Source organism: Acuticoccus mangrovi (assembly GCF_016411865.1).
In the GTDB taxonomy this organism is placed as follows: Bacteria; Pseudomonadota; Alphaproteobacteria; order Rhizobiales; family Amorphaceae; genus Acuticoccus; species Acuticoccus mangrovi.
On sequence record NZ_JAEKJA010000021.1, the window covers coordinates 146,178 to 161,626 of the forward strand.

At 67.2% G+C, this 15,449-nt stretch carries 14 protein-coding genes; 7 read left to right on the plus strand and 7 right to left on the minus strand.

Translation table 11 applies throughout. From position 1 onward, the window contains the following. The first annotated feature begins 488 nt into the window (after positions 1 to 488). The 7 genes from JCR33_RS19860 to JCR33_RS19890 all read left to right on the plus strand — a co-directional run bounded on the left by JCR33_RS19860 (position 489) and on the right by JCR33_RS19890 (position 7,879). Positions 489 to 1,340, plus strand: coding sequence for a transporter substrate-binding domain-containing protein (locus tag JCR33_RS19860; RefSeq protein WP_198883863.1), 852 nt, complete (start codon positions 489 to 491; stop codon positions 1,338 to 1,340). A 23-nt stretch (positions 1,341 to 1,363) separates the two neighbouring features. After that, entirely contained in the window at positions 1,364 to 2,557 is a 1,194-nt protein-coding gene (locus tag JCR33_RS19865; protein ID WP_198883864.1) for an aminotransferase-like domain-containing protein, read from the plus strand. Continuing rightward, positions 2,550 to 3,509: a 2-hydroxyacid dehydrogenase gene (locus JCR33_RS19870; protein WP_198883865.1), complete on the plus strand. Its 960-nt coding sequence runs from the start codon at positions 2,550 to 2,552 to the stop codon at positions 3,507 to 3,509. The genes JCR33_RS19865 and JCR33_RS19870 overlap by 8 nt, the downstream gene beginning before the upstream one ends. A 45-nt stretch (positions 3,510 to 3,554) precedes the next feature. Next, entirely contained in the window at positions 3,555 to 4,217 is a 663-nt protein-coding gene (locus JCR33_RS19875; RefSeq protein ID WP_211110442.1) for an amino acid ABC transporter permease, read from the plus strand. After that, entirely contained in the window at positions 4,217 to 4,999 is a 783-nt protein-coding gene (locus JCR33_RS19880; RefSeq protein WP_269751228.1) for an amino acid ABC transporter ATP-binding protein, read from the plus strand. Before JCR33_RS19875 ends, JCR33_RS19880 begins: the two co-directional genes overlap by 1 nt. A gap of 309 nt (positions 5,000 to 5,308) precedes the next feature. Next, entirely contained in the window at positions 5,309 to 7,015 is a 1,707-nt protein-coding gene (locus JCR33_RS19885; protein WP_232372699.1) for a thiamine pyrophosphate-binding protein, read from the plus strand. Between the two features lie 120 nt (positions 7,016 to 7,135). Beyond that, a complete protein-coding gene (locus tag JCR33_RS19890; RefSeq protein ID WP_198883866.1) occupies positions 7,136 to 7,879 on the plus strand; it encodes an SDR family NAD(P)-dependent oxidoreductase in 744 nt (247 codons plus the stop codon). On the opposite strand, the gene JCR33_RS19895 is transcribed toward JCR33_RS19890, so the two are convergent. The 7 genes from JCR33_RS19895 to JCR33_RS19925 all read right to left on the minus strand — a co-directional run bounded on the left by JCR33_RS19895 (position 7,830) and on the right by JCR33_RS19925 (position 14,784). Further along, a complete protein-coding gene (locus JCR33_RS19895; protein WP_198883867.1) occupies positions 7,830 to 8,855 on the minus strand; it encodes a serine hydrolase in 1,026 nt (341 codons plus the stop codon). The two genes, JCR33_RS19890 and JCR33_RS19895, sit on opposite strands and share 50 nt — an antisense overlap. A gap of 18 nt (positions 8,856 to 8,873) precedes the next feature. Beyond that, on the minus strand, positions 8,874 to 9,794 hold the full coding sequence (locus JCR33_RS19900) for a dihydrodipicolinate synthase family protein (protein ID WP_198883868.1): 921 nt from the start codon (positions 9,792 to 9,794) through the stop codon (positions 8,874 to 8,876). 38 nt (positions 9,795 to 9,832) lie between these two features. Then, on the minus strand, positions 9,833 to 10,933 hold the full coding sequence (locus tag JCR33_RS19905) for an ABC transporter ATP-binding protein (protein ID WP_232372701.1): 1,101 nt from the start codon (positions 10,931 to 10,933) through the stop codon (positions 9,833 to 9,835). 2 nt (positions 10,934 to 10,935) lie between these two features. Continuing rightward, positions 10,936 to 11,730: an ABC transporter permease gene (locus JCR33_RS19910; RefSeq protein ID WP_198883870.1), complete on the minus strand. Its 795-nt coding sequence runs from the start codon at positions 11,728 to 11,730 to the stop codon at positions 10,936 to 10,938. Then, positions 11,727 to 12,617, minus strand: a complete 891-nt coding sequence (locus tag JCR33_RS19915; protein WP_198883871.1) for an ABC transporter permease — start codon at positions 12,615 to 12,617, stop codon at positions 11,727 to 11,729. Before JCR33_RS19915 ends, JCR33_RS19910 begins: the two co-directional genes overlap by 4 nt. Beyond that, positions 12,610 to 13,548, minus strand: a complete 939-nt coding sequence (locus JCR33_RS19920; RefSeq protein WP_198883872.1) for a dihydrodipicolinate synthase family protein — start codon at positions 13,546 to 13,548, stop codon at positions 12,610 to 12,612. Before JCR33_RS19920 ends, JCR33_RS19915 begins: the two co-directional genes overlap by 8 nt. Positions 13,549 to 13,683: 135 nt before the next feature. Then, positions 13,684 to 14,784 carry an extracellular solute-binding protein gene (locus JCR33_RS19925; protein ID WP_198883873.1) on the minus strand — a complete coding sequence of 367 codons (1,101 nt, stop codon included), beginning with the start codon at positions 14,782 to 14,784 and terminating at the stop codon, positions 13,684 to 13,686. Positions 14,785 to 15,449: the final 665 nt, after the last annotated feature.

Sequence of the window (15,449 nt, forward strand, 5' to 3'; positions counted from 1 at the left end):
ATGGCGAGCCATCCACGGTTGTGACGCGTCTCCGGAATGCCAGCGATACGGCATGACCCGGCGTCAGAGCTTTCGCGATTGGATGGTTTCGGCTTCTGAACCCTGCCTTGGGTATAGTGTTCGTGCTTTGGTCTAGAGTTTAGTCGGCAAAAAGGCAGACGAACATGTTTACCCTTTAGGAATTCATGCCGTCGAGCGGGCGGGGAACGTCCCGAGAGGCGCTTGAGCGCTCTGTTGGCGAGCGCTCAATTCGAGATCTTCGGGTCTGCGTTTCGGATCGTCTTGGCGGGGCTGTGCGCGGTGGCCGGCAAGACGTTGCGTCCGATGGTCGAGGTCTCGGCTCGCCGCATTGTGGCCTGACTGTATTGCATACGGCACTCAAGTCTGCATACATTGCGGCCATGTGCTGAGGTCGGCAGACCGGTGCACCCGTCGCCGGGGCAACAATTCGGCGATTTTGATCGGCAATCCGCAACGAGGAGCATACGATGGATAGACGCGAGGTTCTCATGTTGTCCGGCCTGACGGCGGCGGCGACGCTCACGATGGCAACGTCGGGGGCCCAGGCGCAGGAAATCGCGGAGCCGACCTCTTCCAACCTGAACCAGATTCGCGAAAGCGGCGAGCTGCGGCTCGGCGTGATCCCGAACCAGGAGCCGCACTTCCACCGCGACATCAACACCGGCGTGTGGTCCGGCGCGGCGCTGACGATGGCGAACAACCTCGCCGGCATCCTCGGCGTCGAGGTCGTCCCGCACGAGACCACCTGGACCAACGCGGTGACGGATCTGCGCACCAACAAGATCGATCTCGCCTTCGGTCTGCAGCCCACCCCGACCCGTGCCCTGGCGGTGGACTTCAGCGCGCCGCTCTACAACAACGCCTATGTCTGTGTGACCCGTCGCGGTCAGCCCGAGCCGACCGAATGGGCCGAGCTCAACACGCCGGACACCCGCCTCTCCGTGGTGCAGGGCACGACCTACGAGATCATCGCCCGCCGGCTCGTGCCGCAAGCCTCGATCACCGCCTACAAGAGCCGCGACGACTCCCTTCTGTCGCTCGTCGCCGGCCACTCCGACTATGCGATCGACGGCGCGATCCTCGCGATCAAGCAGATCAAGGCGAACCCCTCCATCGGCAGCATCACGGTTCCGACGCCGATCGTCGCCCTGCCGTCGTGCGCGGCGATGCGGATCGACACCGACAAGCGTCTGCGCGACATCATGAGCGTGTGGGCCGCGCACAATCGGGCGCTCGGGCAGACGCGCGAGTGGGTCGTCGAGGCCTTCCAGCTCGCGGGCGTCGAGCCCGAGGACGTGCCGGACGCGGTCCAGTTCTGACGAGGCCTTCAGGCAAAATCAGAATGACAGGCTACAGATTTTCCCTGCGTAGCGATCAAACGGCCGGCTACGAGCATCCGCCGGCCGTCAGGGATGCCATCAAGCTCAGCGGCGGGTCGGCCTTCGGGCCGACCATGCCGGACGTGGTTCAGGCCGCCATGACGGCGGCCGGCGAGTATCGCACCGAAGTCATGCAGTACGGCCCGCTGATGGGGCTGCCGGACCTGCGCGAAGCGTTGGCGGCGTTCGAGCGGAAGGACGGCGTCGACTGCACCGCCGACAACATCCTCGTGACGAGCGGAGCCAAGCAGGCGATCGAATTGATCTGCCGGACCTTCCTCGACGAGGGCGACCTGATGGTCGTCTCGGCCCCGACCTACGTCACCGCCATTCCGATCTTCGTCGGCGCCGGCGCGCGCTTCATGAACATCGGCCAGGACGCGGACGGGATGAACGTTCCCGAGCTCGCCGAGAAGCTCGCGGCGCTGCATCGTGACGGGATGCGGATGCCCAAGCTCATCTACGACATCCCGGACCACCACAATCCCGCCGGGCTCGTCCTCAGCCTGGAACGCCGGCACCAGATGCTGGAGCTGGCGCGCACCTACAACATCGTCATCATCGAGGATCAGACCTACCGGCACATCCGCTTCGAAGGGGAGGCGCTGCCCTCGATCCGGTCCCTCGACGACGGCACCCACGTGCTTCCCGTCAACACGCTGTCGAAGCTCCTCGCGCCCGGCATGCGCCTCGGCTGGACGGTGGCGCCGACGGCTCTGCTGCCGCGTCTCGCCAACTTCAAGGCCGAGGGCGGCACCTCGCCGTTCCTGCAGCGCGTCGCGGTGGAGGTGCTGCGCCACGGCGGGGTCGAGGAGCATCTGTCGCTGGTGATCCCCGAGCTCGGTCGGCACCGCGATGCGATGCTGGCAGCGCTCGCCAAGGAGCTGCCGGAGGCGCACGTGACCGTGCCGAAGGGTGGTTTCTTCCTGTGGGTGAGCTTCGACGGGGTCGATGCCGACGACGTCTATGGGGCGGGCCTGCGCCACGGTGTGGTAACCTATCCGGGAAGTATCTGCTTCGCTTCCGAACCCGACCGCAGCCATCTGCGGCTCTCCTACAGCCAGGCCAGTCCCGAACAGATTGAAGAAGGTATCAGGCGGTTGGCCGCGGCCTACCGAGACGTGGCCTTCTCGAACCGGAAACACGTTGTTGCATAAGATTCTCTACTTCGCGCTCGCCGATCAGGCGCTCTACGATCTGATCGGCAGTCACGTCCCCGAGGGCTGCGAGCTCGTGACGTTGTCCTCGGACTCGGACGAGGAGCGGCTCGCCCGGCTCGCCGAGGCCGAGGTGATCGTCCTCGCCGGCAAGCATCTCGATCGCCGCTACATCGAGGCGGCACCGCATCTCAAGCTGGTGAACTTCCAGGGCGTCGGGTACCACGACGCGGCCGACATCGAGACGCTCAAGGCGCACGGCATCCCGTTCGCCATCGCCCCCGGCGGCACGGCCGAGGGCGTCAGCGAGCACACGATCATGATGATCCTCGCCACCTACAAGCGCCTCGCCTTCATGGATTCGGAAATCCGCGCCGGCGTGTGGCATGCGCACGACATGCGCCCGAAGTGCCGCCAGCTCTACGGCAAGGTGGTCGGTATCCTCGGGCTCGGCCGGATCGGGCGCGCCGTCGCGTCCCGGCTGCAGGCCTTCGGGGTGAAGGTCATCTACAACGACATCGCGGCGATCCCGCCGGAGGTGGAGGCCCAATGCGGGGCGGAGGCGGTGAGCTTCGACGAGCTCGTCGAGCGCTCCGACGTGCTCACCCTGCACGTCCCCCTGACCGAGCTGACGGCGGACATCATGAACGCGGAGACCATCGCGCGCATGAAGCCCGGGGCGATCCTCGTCAACTGTGCCCGCGGGGGCGTGGTGAACGAGCCGGCGCTGCTCGCGGCGCTGCAGAGCGGGCACCTCGCCGGCGCAGGGCTCGACGTGCGCGCCAGCGAGCCGCCGAAGCAGCCCGACCCGTTCGCCACCCTCGAGAACGTGGTGATGACCCCCCACGTCGCGCCGGGCACGCTGGACGCCATGCACATGAAGATGGCCGACGTCTTCGAGAACGTGCGGCGGCTCTATGCGGGCGAGGAAATCCGGGACCGGATCGTCTGATCCGCGCCGGCCACGCGCCGGGGCGTGACCGAACAGAGGTAGGGGATGGGGTACGATTGGGATTTCGGGGCGATGGCGCCCTACATGCACCTGCTCTGGAAAGGGCTGGGCGTCACTTTTCTTTATACGATCGGAACGGTCATCTCCGGCGTCGCCATCGGCTTGATCGTGGGGCTCGTGCGCACGAACGCCTCGACCCCGGTCGCGCTCCCGTTTCGGGCCTATGTCGAGGTCTTCCGCTGCACTCCGCTGCTGGTGCAGCTCGTGTGGATGTACTACGCGCTGCCCGTTCTCCTCGGCGTCAGCATGAGCGCGGCCACCGCCGCCTTCCTGTCGCTGACGCTTTATGGCGGCTCGTTCTATTCGGAGATCTTCCGCGGCGGCATCAAGGCCATCGACAAGGGGCAGTGGGAGGCCGGCCACGCCATCGGCATGCGCCGCGGCAAGATCTTCCGGCGGATCATCCTGCCGCAGGCCGTCAAGGTCATGATCCCCGCCTTCATCAACCAGACGGTCATGCAATTGAAGAACACATCCCTCGTCTCGACGGTGGCGGTGGGTGATCTCCTCTATCAAGGGTCGATCATCACCTCGACGATCTACCGGCCGCTGGAGGTCTACACGCTGGTCGCGGCGCTCTACTTTATGATGCTGTTCCCGCTGACCCTCGTGTCGGGCTACGTCGAGCGTCGGATGGAGATCCGCTGATGATGGGCTCGGCAGACGACGTGGTTCTGGAGGCCGTCGACATCCGCAAGGCCTTCGGCACGCACGAGGTGCTCTGCGGCGCGAGCCTCAGCGTGCAGCGGCAGGAGGTGATCAGCATCATCGGCTCCAGCGGGTCGGGCAAGTCCACCTTCCTGCGCTGCCTCAATATGCTGGAGATCCCGCAGGGCGGACAGCTGCGGATCGGCGCGGAGACCTACGACTTCTCCCGTCTGCGCCGGCCGCCGCGGGACGCGCAGCTCGCGCGCTTGCGGCGCAACGTCGGCATGGTGTTCCAGCACTTCAATCTGTTCCCGCACAAGACGGCGATGGAGAACATCGTCGAGGGGCCGATCCAGGTTCTCGGTGAGAGCCCGAAGCAGGCGCGCGAAACCGGCATGGAGCTGTTGGTGAAGGTCGGCCTGCAGGACAAGGCGGACCAGTATCCCCAGCAGCTCTCCGGCGGCCAGAAGCAGCGTGTGGCGATCGCCCGCGCCTTGGCGATGCGGCCGGAGCTGATCCTCTTCGACGAGGTGACCTCCGCGCTCGACCCGGAGCTCGTCGGCGAAGTTCTCACCGTGCTGAAGGACCTCGCGGCGGAGGGGACGACAATGATCCTCGTGACCCACGAGATCGCCTTCGCCGCCGACATCTCCGACCGGGTCGGCTTCATGGTGGACGGGACCTTCGCCGAGCTCGGGACGCCGCAAGACGTCATCTACAACCCGAAGTCGGAACGCCTCGTCCGCTTCCTGGAGCGGTTCACGAGCGGCAACCGGATCTAGCGGCTCGCGCCGGCGCCTCTTCGAGGGGCGGCGACGACGTCCGCGGCCGAGCGTGCCGCCGGACGCAACCCGGGACGGACGAGACGACCCCGGCCGCGTCGGTGGTCGATGCCGTTCGCGGCAGGGTCCCATGCGGCGGGCCGGCGAGGCCGCTCGCGCGCGCGGCAGTGGGTGCCAGGCCCACGAGAATGCGGATCGGACATCGGTTTTTGCTGGCGCAACGCCTTGCTTGGTCGGGTCGATCCAAGGTATTCATTATTGTATGCAGAATGGAGCGCAGAAACTTAGATGACAGAGGATGGCTCTCAAATGATGCGTGGTCTTTTGCACAATGACCGCGTGACGGGCGCCGAAGCGGCAGTGATGTCGCTGGCCTCTCATGGTGTCGAGTACGTTTTCGGACTGTGCGGCGACACCAGCCTTCCCTTCTACGACGCCCTTGCCCGGCTCAACCACGGGATCACCCACGTGCTCGCGCGCGACGAGCGGTCGGCCGCCTACATGGCCGACGCCTACGCGCGGGTGACCGGCAAGGTCGGCGTGTGCGAGGGACCGTCGGGGGGAGGGGCGACCTACATCCTGCCCGGCGTCGTGGAGGCCAACGAAAGCTCCACCGCCATGGTCTGCATCACCTCCGACGTTCCGGTCACCGCGCGCGGGCGCTATCCTCTCACCGAGCTCGACCAGACGGCGATGTTCCGCCCGCTGACCAAGGCGGCGACGACGATCGACCACGTCGACCAGATCCCGGACGTGTTCCGCAAGTCGTTCCGGGCCGCCACCACCGGCCGGCCGGGCGCGGCGCACATCGCGCTGCCCTACGATCTCCAGAAGCAGACGCTCGATCCCTCGAAGGTGTGGGCGCTGGCCCGGCACGGCCGCTTCCCCGCCTTCCGCGCCGGGCCGGATCCGGAGACCGTCGAGGAGGCGCTCGAGGTCATCCTCGCCGCGAAGCGGCCCGTCTTCGTGGTGGGCGGCGGCGTCATCCTCAGCCACGCCATGGAGGAGCTGGAGGAGCTCGCGGCGCTGCTTCAGGCCCCGGTCGCCTCCACCATCTCCGGCCATGGCGCGATTTCCGACATGCATCCGCTCGCGGTGGGGGTGGTAGGCGCCAACGGCGGCACCGACGCCACGCGCGAGCTTCTCCAGGACGCCGACTGCGTGATCTTCGTCGGCTGCCGCGCCGGCTCGACCACGACCGAGCACGGCAAGGTTCCCGGCCCCGGCACGTCGATCGTCCACATCGACGCCGACCCGATGGTGGTCGGCGCCAACTACCGCTGCGATGCGGGCATCGTGGCCGACGCCAAGCTCGCCCTCGCCGCGCTGCTCGAGGCGCTGAGGACGAGCGACGTCAAGGCAGACGGCGTCCTCGCGGGCAAGCTCGAGGCGATGCGCCTCAAGAAGTGGGAGATGTTCAACCGTCTCGCGGTGTCCGACGAGCGCCCGATCCGCCCGGAGCGGCTGCTGGCGGCGCTGCAGACCCACATGCCGCAGGACGGCATCATCGTCGCCGATCCGGGGACGCCGTGCCCCTATTTCTCCGGCTACTACCGCCTGCCGATCGCCGGTCGCCACTTCATCACCAACCGCGCCCACGGCGCGCTCGGCTTCTCGCTGTCGGCGGGTATCGGCGCCTGGTACGGCCGGCAGGATGCGACGGTGGTGTCGGTGATGGGCGACGGCAGCTTCGGCTTCGCCGTCGGCGAGATGGAAACCCTCACCCGCATGAACGTGCCGCTGAAGATGGTGGTGATCTCCAACGCCTCGTTCGGCTGGATCAAGGCGAGCCAGAATTCGGGCTACGGGTCGCGCTACTTCTCGGTCGACTTCTCGCGCACCGACCATGCTCGCGTGGCCGAGAGCTACGGCATCAAGTCCTGGCGCGTTGAGGACCCCGCCGCGGTGGAGCCGGCCGTGAAGGACGCCCTCGCGCACGACGGCCCGGCGCTGATCGACATCGTGGCCCAGCCCCTCCAGGAGACGAACGTGCCCGTCTCGGCCTGGATGGGCTGATCGGCGAGCGCGCCTCGTCCGCGCACGGCGCGGCGCGCAGCCGAACCCCCGCCATTCGTCCCACCCCGCCCCGGCGGCGACCGAAGGAGTTTCACTGATGTTGTTCCGAGGAGAGAGTCGATGACGGACGGACAGGAAGGCGCGCCGGTCGCCGTCGTGACGGGAGGCGCCAGCGGTATCGGCCTCGGCGTCGCCCAGCATTTCGCCAGCGAGGGGATGCGGGTCGTCGTGTGGGACTGGAACGACGCCACCTTGGCGGAGGCGTCGGCGGGGGCCGGCTTCGCCCTCACGCGGCAGGTGGACGTGACCGACGAGGCCTCCGTGAAGGCCGCGACCGACGAGGTCGCCGAGCGGTTCGGGCGCATCGACATTCTGGTCAACTCGGCGGGCATCGCCGGCAGCCAGGCCCCCATCACGGACTACGCGCTCGCCGACTGGGAGCGCTGCCTGTCGGTCAATCTCACCGGCACCTTCCTGTGCTGCAAGCACGTCGTCGCCGTGATGGAGCGGAACGACTACGGCCGCATCGTGAACCTCTCCTCGATGTCCGGGCGGCAGGGTACGCCCCGCTCGCCGGCCTATTCGGCGGCGAAGGCCGGTGTCATCGGCCTCACCAACGCCCTGGGCCGCGAGCTCGTGCAGACGAACATCCGCATCAACTGCATCGCGCCGTCGGCCATCGAGACGGAGTTCATGCGCTCGGTGCCCAAGGCGCGGTTCGACGCGGCGATCGCGCTGATCCCGCTCGGCCGGCTCGGTCGCGTCGAGGAGGTGGTCGCGATGATCGCCTTCCTCGCCTCGGAGGGATGCTCGTTCACGACCGGGGCTGTCTTCGACCTCTCGGGCGGCCGCGCCGCGATCTGAGCGCGTCCCGCCGGCTCGGACGGGACGGCCGCTGATCAGGATCGGCGGCCGTCATCACGAAGTAGTCGTAGACGAGGCGCGCGATGTCGGCGACGACCCGGTCGCGCGCCTCCATCGGCAAGGGGGAGGCCTTGCAGTAGATCGCGAGGGCGACGGGGGCAGCCTCGCCCGCGAGGGTGAGATAGCCGACGTCGTTCGACGTGCCGCGGCCGCTCCCGGTCTTGTTGGCGAGTGGGACGCCCTGCGGTAGCCGACCGCCGATCCGCTCCCGCGCCCGCGTGCGCCCCATGATGTCGATGAGCCTGTCGCGTGAGGCGGCGTCGACGATGCGGCCCTGCCATGCGGCTCGCAGGATCGCGAGCATGTCGGCGGGCGTGCCGTGGTCGCGCTCGGCGTGGCGATAGCCCCCGTCGGGCCCCGGCTGCCGGTTGCGGGCATCGTGCTGGGCCGCCGAGATCTCCGCCAAAGCCTCGCGGATCGACACGCTCGGCGAGGGGAGGGCGATTTCGTGCAGCACGGCGAGTGCCTCCCGCATCGTCCGTCTCACCTCGAAATTCGGCAGGCCCAGCTCTTCGACGAAGTCCGCGACCGCCGGCGGCCCGCCCACCAGGCGAAAGAGCACGTCGGTCGCGGTATTGTCGCTGTGGGTGATCATCACCTCGAGGAGGTTGTGAACCGAGAGGCTGAGGCCGGGATGCGGAAACTCCGCGCCGAGGACGGAGAGGGGCGCGAAGTCCGCCGGCTCGACGTCCACGGGGTCTGACAGGCGGAGCTCTCCGGCCTCCGCCATCTTCAGGACGAGGAGCGCCAGCGGCACCTTGACGGTGCTCGCAAGCGGAAACCGCGTGGCGGCGCGGTAGGCGAGCTGCGCGCCGTTGCCGAGATGCTCGGCGGCGACCCCCACCGAGCCTGCGCTATGGGCGGCGATGCGGGCGATCTCGCGCTCGGCGTTGCGCCGGACGTGCTCGGTGTCCATCCCGGAGCCTCGCCGCGCCTACCCCCGCTTCTCGAGGCCCGACAGGACGATCGCCTCGCGCAGCGCGTTCACCTCGTTTTCCGGGAGCTTGACGAGGGGAGGGCGCACGACCGGGCTCGGAATCCGCCCGAGCGCGAAGAGGACTTCCTTGGTGCGGTTGTGAAGGTCGTGGGTGGGCGGCACGTAGAGCGCGTCCGTGATCGGCACCAGCTTGTCGTTGACGGCGCGCGCCTGCACGAGGTCGTCGGCCTTGATCGCCCGGAACAGCGCGAGCTGCAGGTCGCACATGATGCTGCCGATGCTGGAGCAGAGGCCGTTGCACCCCATCGCGAGCGAGCCCATCAGCCACGCGCTGTGGGCGCTGATGACGTTGACCGGCACGTCGCGGGTCTGCAGCGTGCGGATGAAGCGCTGATGGAGCGCCGGATCGTTGCCCCAGTCCTTGAGCGAGGTGATCGCCGGGACGGTGTCGACGAGCTTCATCACGGTGTCGAAGGTGTAGCCGCGTCCGGTCGCGGCCGGGAACTGGTAGAGCATGATCGGCAGCGAACAGGCATCGGCGATGAGCCCGATGTGGCGGTGGGCCACCTCCGGCCGGAACGGACCGCCCTTCGGCGGATAGACCATCAAGGTCGACGCCCCCGCCTTCTCCGCCGACTGTGCGGCCTCGACCGCCTCGCGGCCTTCGCCGTAGACGCTGGCGATCACCGGAATGCGGCCGTTGACCTCCTCCAGCATGATATCGACGAAGCGCTGCCATTCCTCGAAGCTCAGGACCTCGACCTCGCTCGACTGGGCGAGGCCGGACAGGCCCTCGGTCAGCAGGATGTCGCGAACGTGCTGGCGCACTCCGGCCTCGTCGACCGAGTAGTCGTCGTTGAAGGGAACGAGGCAAGCCGCGCTGACGCCCGAGGTCTCAGGAAAAGCGGATGCTGTCACGCAGAGCTCCATGATTTGGCAAGCCGCATGCGCGCGATCTAGCCATTGAGAAAAAGCCCGGCCTCCACCGGCCAGGACACGGTGACTTGGATGCCGATCGGCAGACGCGTGCGGTGCTGGTTCGCCAACTCCTGGACGATGACCGTGTCGCCGTTGGGCAGGCCCACATAGTGTTTCACGACGCTGCCCGTCGCGATGGTGTGCTTCAGCTCGCCGCTCACGACGTTCGCGTCGCCGGTGGCCTCGCCCGGCTGCGCGAGTCTCGCGGCCTCCGGGCGGAACATCAGCGTTCCCCGCGTGCCGGCCGTGCAGGTCCCGCGGGAGACGCGGCAGCGCGTTCCGCCGGCGATCTCCAGGATCGCCGGATCGCCCTCGGTCCGGACGGTGGCCTCGATCAGGGTCGACTGGCCGAGGAAGTCCGCGGCGAACACGGACGCGGGGTCGAAATAGAGCTCGTCGGTCGTGCCGAGCTGCTCGATCTTCCCGCCCTTCATGAGGACGATCCGATCCGACATGTTGAGCGCTTCTTCCTGGTCGTGGGTGACGTAGAGGATCGTGACGCCGAGCTCCTTGTGCAGGCGCTTGATCTCGATCTGCATCTGCTCGCGCAGGTTCTTGTCGAGGGCGCCGAGCGGCTCGTCCATCAGGATGATGTTCGGGTTGTAGACGATGCACCGGGCCAGCGAGATGCGCTGCTGCTGACCGCCGGACAGCTCCTTCGGCTTGCGGTCGGCGACGTGGGGCAGCTGGATCAGCTCCAGGACGTCGCGGACGCGGCGGTTGATCTCGCGCTTCGGCAGGTGCCGGATATGCAGCGGGAAGGCGATGTTCTGAAAGATCGTCATATGCGGCATCAGCGCATAGTTCTGAAACACCATCCCGAGCCCGCGCTTCGCCGGCGGCGTCGCCGTGACGTCGGTGCCGGCGATCACCACACGCCCGGCCGTGGGCGAGGTCATGCCGGCGATCAGGTTGAGGAGGGTCGTCTTCCCCGATCCGCTCGGCCCGAGGAGGGTCATGAACTCGCCCTTCGCCACCTGCAGATCGGTCGTGTCGAGGGCAATGACATCCGCGTATTCCTTCCGCACTCCGTCGAGGGAGATCATCGGAGTGGAAGTGTCGATGGCGTTGTCACTCAAGTTCATGCTTCCTTTTTCTGCATTGCGGCCATGACGATGCAGGCAAAGACGGTGAGGCCGGTCAGCATGGTGGACACGGCCGCAAGCACCGGCGAGATGTCGAACATGATGCTGGAGTACATCTTCACCGGAAGCGTCATGTGGCCGGCGCGCACGAGGAACCACGACACGATCACCTCGTCGAACGACGTGACGAAGGCGAAGAGCCAGCCGATGGTGAGCGCCGGCGCCAGGAGCGGGACGGTGACGCGGCGGAAGACGGTGAAGAGGCCCGCGCCCATGACCGTCGCGACGGTCTCGAGGGTCTCGTCGATGTGGCGCAGCCCGGCCGACACCGTGACGAGCACGAAGGGCAGCGTCATCACCACGTGGCCGAGGATGAGGCGGGCGTCGTTGTTCCGGATGCCCAGCATGTTGAGGTAGAGGTAGAGGGCGAGGGCGATCGCGACGCCCGGGATCATGATCGGGCTGTGCAGGAAGAGGGACACGAGCCCCTTTCCTCTGAACCGGCTTCGTGCCAGCCCGATCGCCGCCGCCGTTCCCATCACCAGCGACAGGGTGGCGCTGAGGATGGCGATGCGGAAGCTGAGGAGCGCCGATTGCGTCCAACCGGGCTCGGCGAAGAAGCGGCGGAAGAGGTCCAGCGAGAAGCCGGTCGGCGGAAACACCAGATCGCGCTTGTCGCCGAACGACATGATGATCACGATCGCCGTCGGCAGGATGAGGAAGACGAAGACGAAGATGGCGGCGGCGAGGCCCACGCCGCGCCATGTCATGATGTGGCGGGACGAGATCATGCGCGCTGCTCTCCGGCGAGGGCGGCACCGGCCCGCGTCTTGAAGAGCAGCGCGACGAACAGGGCCGCCGTCAGCAACAGCATGACGGCGATGGTCGAGGCCATCTGCCAGTTGAGCGCTTCGCGGAGATAGAATTCGACGAGGTTCGCGAGCATCACGTCCTGGCGGCCGCCGAGGAGGGCCGGCACCACGTAGAAGCCCAGCGAGAGGATGAAGACGAGCGCCGAGCCGGCGATGACGCCGGGCATGCTGAGGGGCAGCACGACCCGGCGGAAGACGACGAGCTTGGAGGCGCCCATGATCGACGCCGCGCGGGGCAGATCCGGCGGAATGCTTCGCAGGCTCGTCAAGATGGTGAGCACCAGGAACGGCACCAGATAGTGCGTCATGCCGATGATCACGCCGACCCGGTTGAAGAGCAGCTTCACGCTCGGCAGCCCCACCAGGCCGAGGAGCTGGTTCACCACGCCGGCCTGCCCGAAGATGACGGTGAACGCGTAGCTCTTGACGAGGATGCTGGTCCAGAACGGCACGAGCACCAGCAGCATGAGGAAGGCGCGCACGCGCGCCGACTGGTAGTTCATGTAGAGCGCGATCGGGTAGGCGAGCAGGAGCGAGGTGATGGTGGCGAGGGCGCTGATCTGCAGCGTGGTCCACGTCACCTTGTAGAAGAGGCTCGAGGTCGCGACCTGCTGATAGGACCCGATGCTGAAGGCGCCGGTGGTCTTGTCGGCCAGGCTGACGGACACGACGTAGGCGAGCGGCACGGCGTAGACGAACAGCATGAAGAGCGTCGCCGGCGCGATCAGGAGCGCGGTGTAGAGGGCGTGTCGCTGCTCCAGCGTGAGCTGCCGGCGCTTTGGTGTGGCGGGGGTCCCGTCACCCATGGACGGGCTCTTTGTGGAGGAGGCCGGTGGTCTCGAGGGCGGCATGGATGCGCGCCACCGCCGTGGCGTCGAGCCGCGACACCGGCGGTCGGACGGCCGCGGAGCGGATGCGGCCGAGCTGCAGGAGCGCTTCCTTGCAGCCGGTGTGAAGGTTGACGGTCGGCAGCTCGTAGAGCGTCTGCGTGATCGGGACGATGCGATCGTTGATCGCGCGAGCGGCCGCCATGTCGTTGCGCTGCACGGCCTCGAACAGGGCGATCTGCAGCTCGGAGATGACGCTGCCCACGCTGGAGCAGAGGCCGCTCGCCCCCATCACCAGCGAGGCCATCAGCCAGTTGCTGTGCGCGGTGATGATGTTCACCGGCCGCGGAAGGCTCTGGAAGGTTCGGATGTTGCGCTGATGCAGCGCCGGGTCGTTGCAGAAGTCCTTGATGGCGCGGATCGAGGGTACCTTGTCGACGAGCATCCGCAGCGTCTCGATCGGCCAGCTGATGCCGCTTGCGACCGGGAACTGGTAGACGACGAGCGGCAAACCGCTGGCGTCGGCGATGCTTTCGAAATGGCGCAGCGCGAGGGCGGGGTCTTCGCGGCCCATGCTGCGGGGCGGGCGCACGATCAGCGCGGAGGCCCCTTTGTCGGCGGCCATGCGGGCGAGACGGGCCGCCTCGCGATACTGCGCGGGGTGCACGCCGAATGCGATCGGCAGGCGGCCGCCGACCTCCTCCACGAGGATGTCGACGACGCGCTCCAATTCGCCATATTCGCAGAATTCCAGGTCGACCTGGGCGACGCCCGCGAGCCCGGGCAGCGCGGCCACGTACCGCAGGTGGCTGCGATAGTCCTGCTCGGCGATGGCATGGTCATCTTCGAAGGGAAGAATGCACGCCGCGATGACGCCTTTCGGGTCGGGGAAGGGGATGGGTGCGGTCATGTATCGATGGGTCCTGGCGGATGATCGAGACGGATGATCGAAGCGGCCGGCGGGTCGTGGACACGGCGAGCGGTAGCGAGCCGCCCGCCGCGCTCTCTCGAGGCCGGGCGCGTCCGCGCCCGCCTCGATCGGGGGCTAGCTGATCAGCCACTCCTTGAAGCGGATGGTCAGCTCTTCCTCCTTGCCGAGCCACCAACCGCCGTTGATCACGAGGGACCCCTCGCGGTTGAGGTCCGGCACCCAGGGCTGCAGCGACTTGTCGATCTGGCTGAACGCGGCGGGGTAAACCGGAGCGTTGCTGGTGATGTTGGCGAAGGCGATCTGCTGCTCCGGCTTCATCGCGAACTCGAGGAAGCGGAAGGCGGCGTCCTTGTTGGGCGCACCCTTCATGACGGCGGTCCACAGAATGCCGAGCAGGCACTGGTTGAACGAGAAGGCGACCGGGGCGTCGGCTTCCCGGCGGCGCTGCACGACGACCTGCTGGAAGTTGTAGGCGAAGTCGATCTCGTCGGCCTCGATCAGCGAGACCGGCTGACCCGCGGGCGTCGGCCACACGGCGATGTGCGGCTTGATGCGGTCCAGCGAGCGGAAGGCGCGCTCGACGTCGCAGGGATAGACCTCTTCCGGCGGCACCCCATCCGCCATCAGCGCCAGCTCCAGGTTGTTGATGACGCGGTTGAGCAGCGCGCGTCGGCCGGGGATCTTCTCCACATCCCAGAACTCGGCCCAGGAGAGGGGGTATTGGCCCTCCTCGGCGTAGCGGATGCTGGAGTGGGCCATGCCGCCGGCATAGACGTAGGAGCCGCAGCTATAGTCGCGCCGCGCGGCGGGGATGACGGCGGAGCGATCGTAGAGCGACTCCGGTACCTTCTCGTAGAAGCCGAACTCCTCGCCGGCGTAGACCCAGGGGTCGACGACGTCGACGACGTCCCACTCGACGTCGCCGCTTTCGACCTGCGCGCGGATCTTGGCGAGGTCCGGGCCGGCGACCTGCACGATCGGGATGCCGGTCAGTTCCGTGAACGGCTTGTAGAGGACGCGGTCCTTCGCCTCGGCGACGGCACCCCCGTAGTTCACGACGATCAAGGGCCCGGCGGCGCGGCTTTCCGCCGACCTCAGCACGAAGGGGGCCGCGAGGCCGCCACCCATCAGCTTGAGGGCGACGCGCCTGTCGATCGAGGTGCGGCCGAAGCTCGCTGAGGCCTTCGACCCTTTGGCAGTACGATCGGCTGTCATCTTCGCGGCTCTCCATTCACGCGTTGGTCAGAGGGGCGCCTATGCGGTGCTTCGGCGCAGAAGCGAGCTCATTCTTCGAACTGCACTCAATTTTGCATGACACTAAACATGTATTTGTGCACACAAACCGATATTCTGGCGAGTCCACGTGCCGACACGCCTCGAGCACTCGCCTGAGGAGCGTGCTCCGGAGCGTCGAGACAGCCAGTCTGAGCGATCATTCGATGCGGCATATCAATTTGCATTCGATAAAACGTACATAGCTGAATACAAACTGGCAAGTGAGTAGGCACGAGGCCGTGCTCGGGTATCGCGAAGCGGTGCGTCTCGCTCTGCGTGCGGCTCCGTCGCGCCGTCCGTTCAGGCATGGAACATCGGCGGATCGTCCGGGATGATCGCCGTGGCGCAGCCGATCGCCCCGCCGGGTCAGGGCGTCGACGTGCTTCTCGTGTCGTGGACGAGGCGTCTGCCACGGTCGAGGCGAGGAGAACGGAAAGGCGTGATGCGCCGTCGCCGGGCGCGACCTTTCGCGTCGCGTCCCGACGAACCAGCGTTCCGGCGTCGCGAGGGTTCGCCGGTGCGGCTTCCTGTTGCCGCTCGGCCGACCGGATGTCGGCGGTCGTGCTAGGCTGCGGACTCAATCAGCACCACCATCGGATGATGAT

Bases quoted from the DNA above. Each gene is read 5' to 3' on its own strand.
- JCR33_RS19860 (WP_198883863.1), top strand. From the start codon at position 489: ATGGATAGACGCGAGGTTCTCATGTTGTCCGGCCTGACGGCGGCGGCG.
- JCR33_RS19865 (WP_198883864.1), top strand. From the start codon at position 1,364: ATGACAGGCTACAGATTTTCCCTGCGTAGCGATCAAACGGCCGGCTAC.
- JCR33_RS19875 (WP_211110442.1), top strand. From the start codon at position 3,555: ATGGGGTACGATTGGGATTTCGGGGCGATGGCGCCCTACATGCACCTG.
- JCR33_RS19880 (WP_269751228.1), top strand. From the start codon at position 4,217: ATGATGGGCTCGGCAGACGACGTGGTTCTGGAGGCCGTCGACATCCGC.
- JCR33_RS19885 (WP_232372699.1), top strand. From the start codon at position 5,309: ATGATGCGTGGTCTTTTGCACAATGACCGCGTGACGGGCGCCGAAGCG.
- JCR33_RS19890 (WP_198883866.1), top strand. From the start codon at position 7,136: ATGACGGACGGACAGGAAGGCGCGCCGGTCGCCGTCGTGACGGGAGGC.
- JCR33_RS19895 (WP_198883867.1), bottom strand. From the start codon at position 8,855: ATGGACACCGAGCACGTCCGGCGCAACGCCGAGCGCGAGATCGCCCGC.
- JCR33_RS19910 (WP_198883870.1), bottom strand. From the start codon at position 11,730: ATGATCTCGTCCCGCCACATCATGACATGGCGCGGCGTGGGCCTCGCC.
- JCR33_RS19915 (WP_198883871.1), bottom strand. From the start codon at position 12,617: ATGGGTGACGGGACCCCCGCCACACCAAAGCGCCGGCAGCTCACGCTG.
- JCR33_RS19920 (WP_198883872.1), bottom strand. From the start codon at position 13,548: ATGACCGCACCCATCCCCTTCCCCGACCCGAAAGGCGTCATCGCGGCG.
- JCR33_RS19925 (WP_198883873.1), bottom strand. From the start codon at position 14,784: ATGACAGCCGATCGTACTGCCAAAGGGTCGAAGGCCTCAGCGAGCTTC.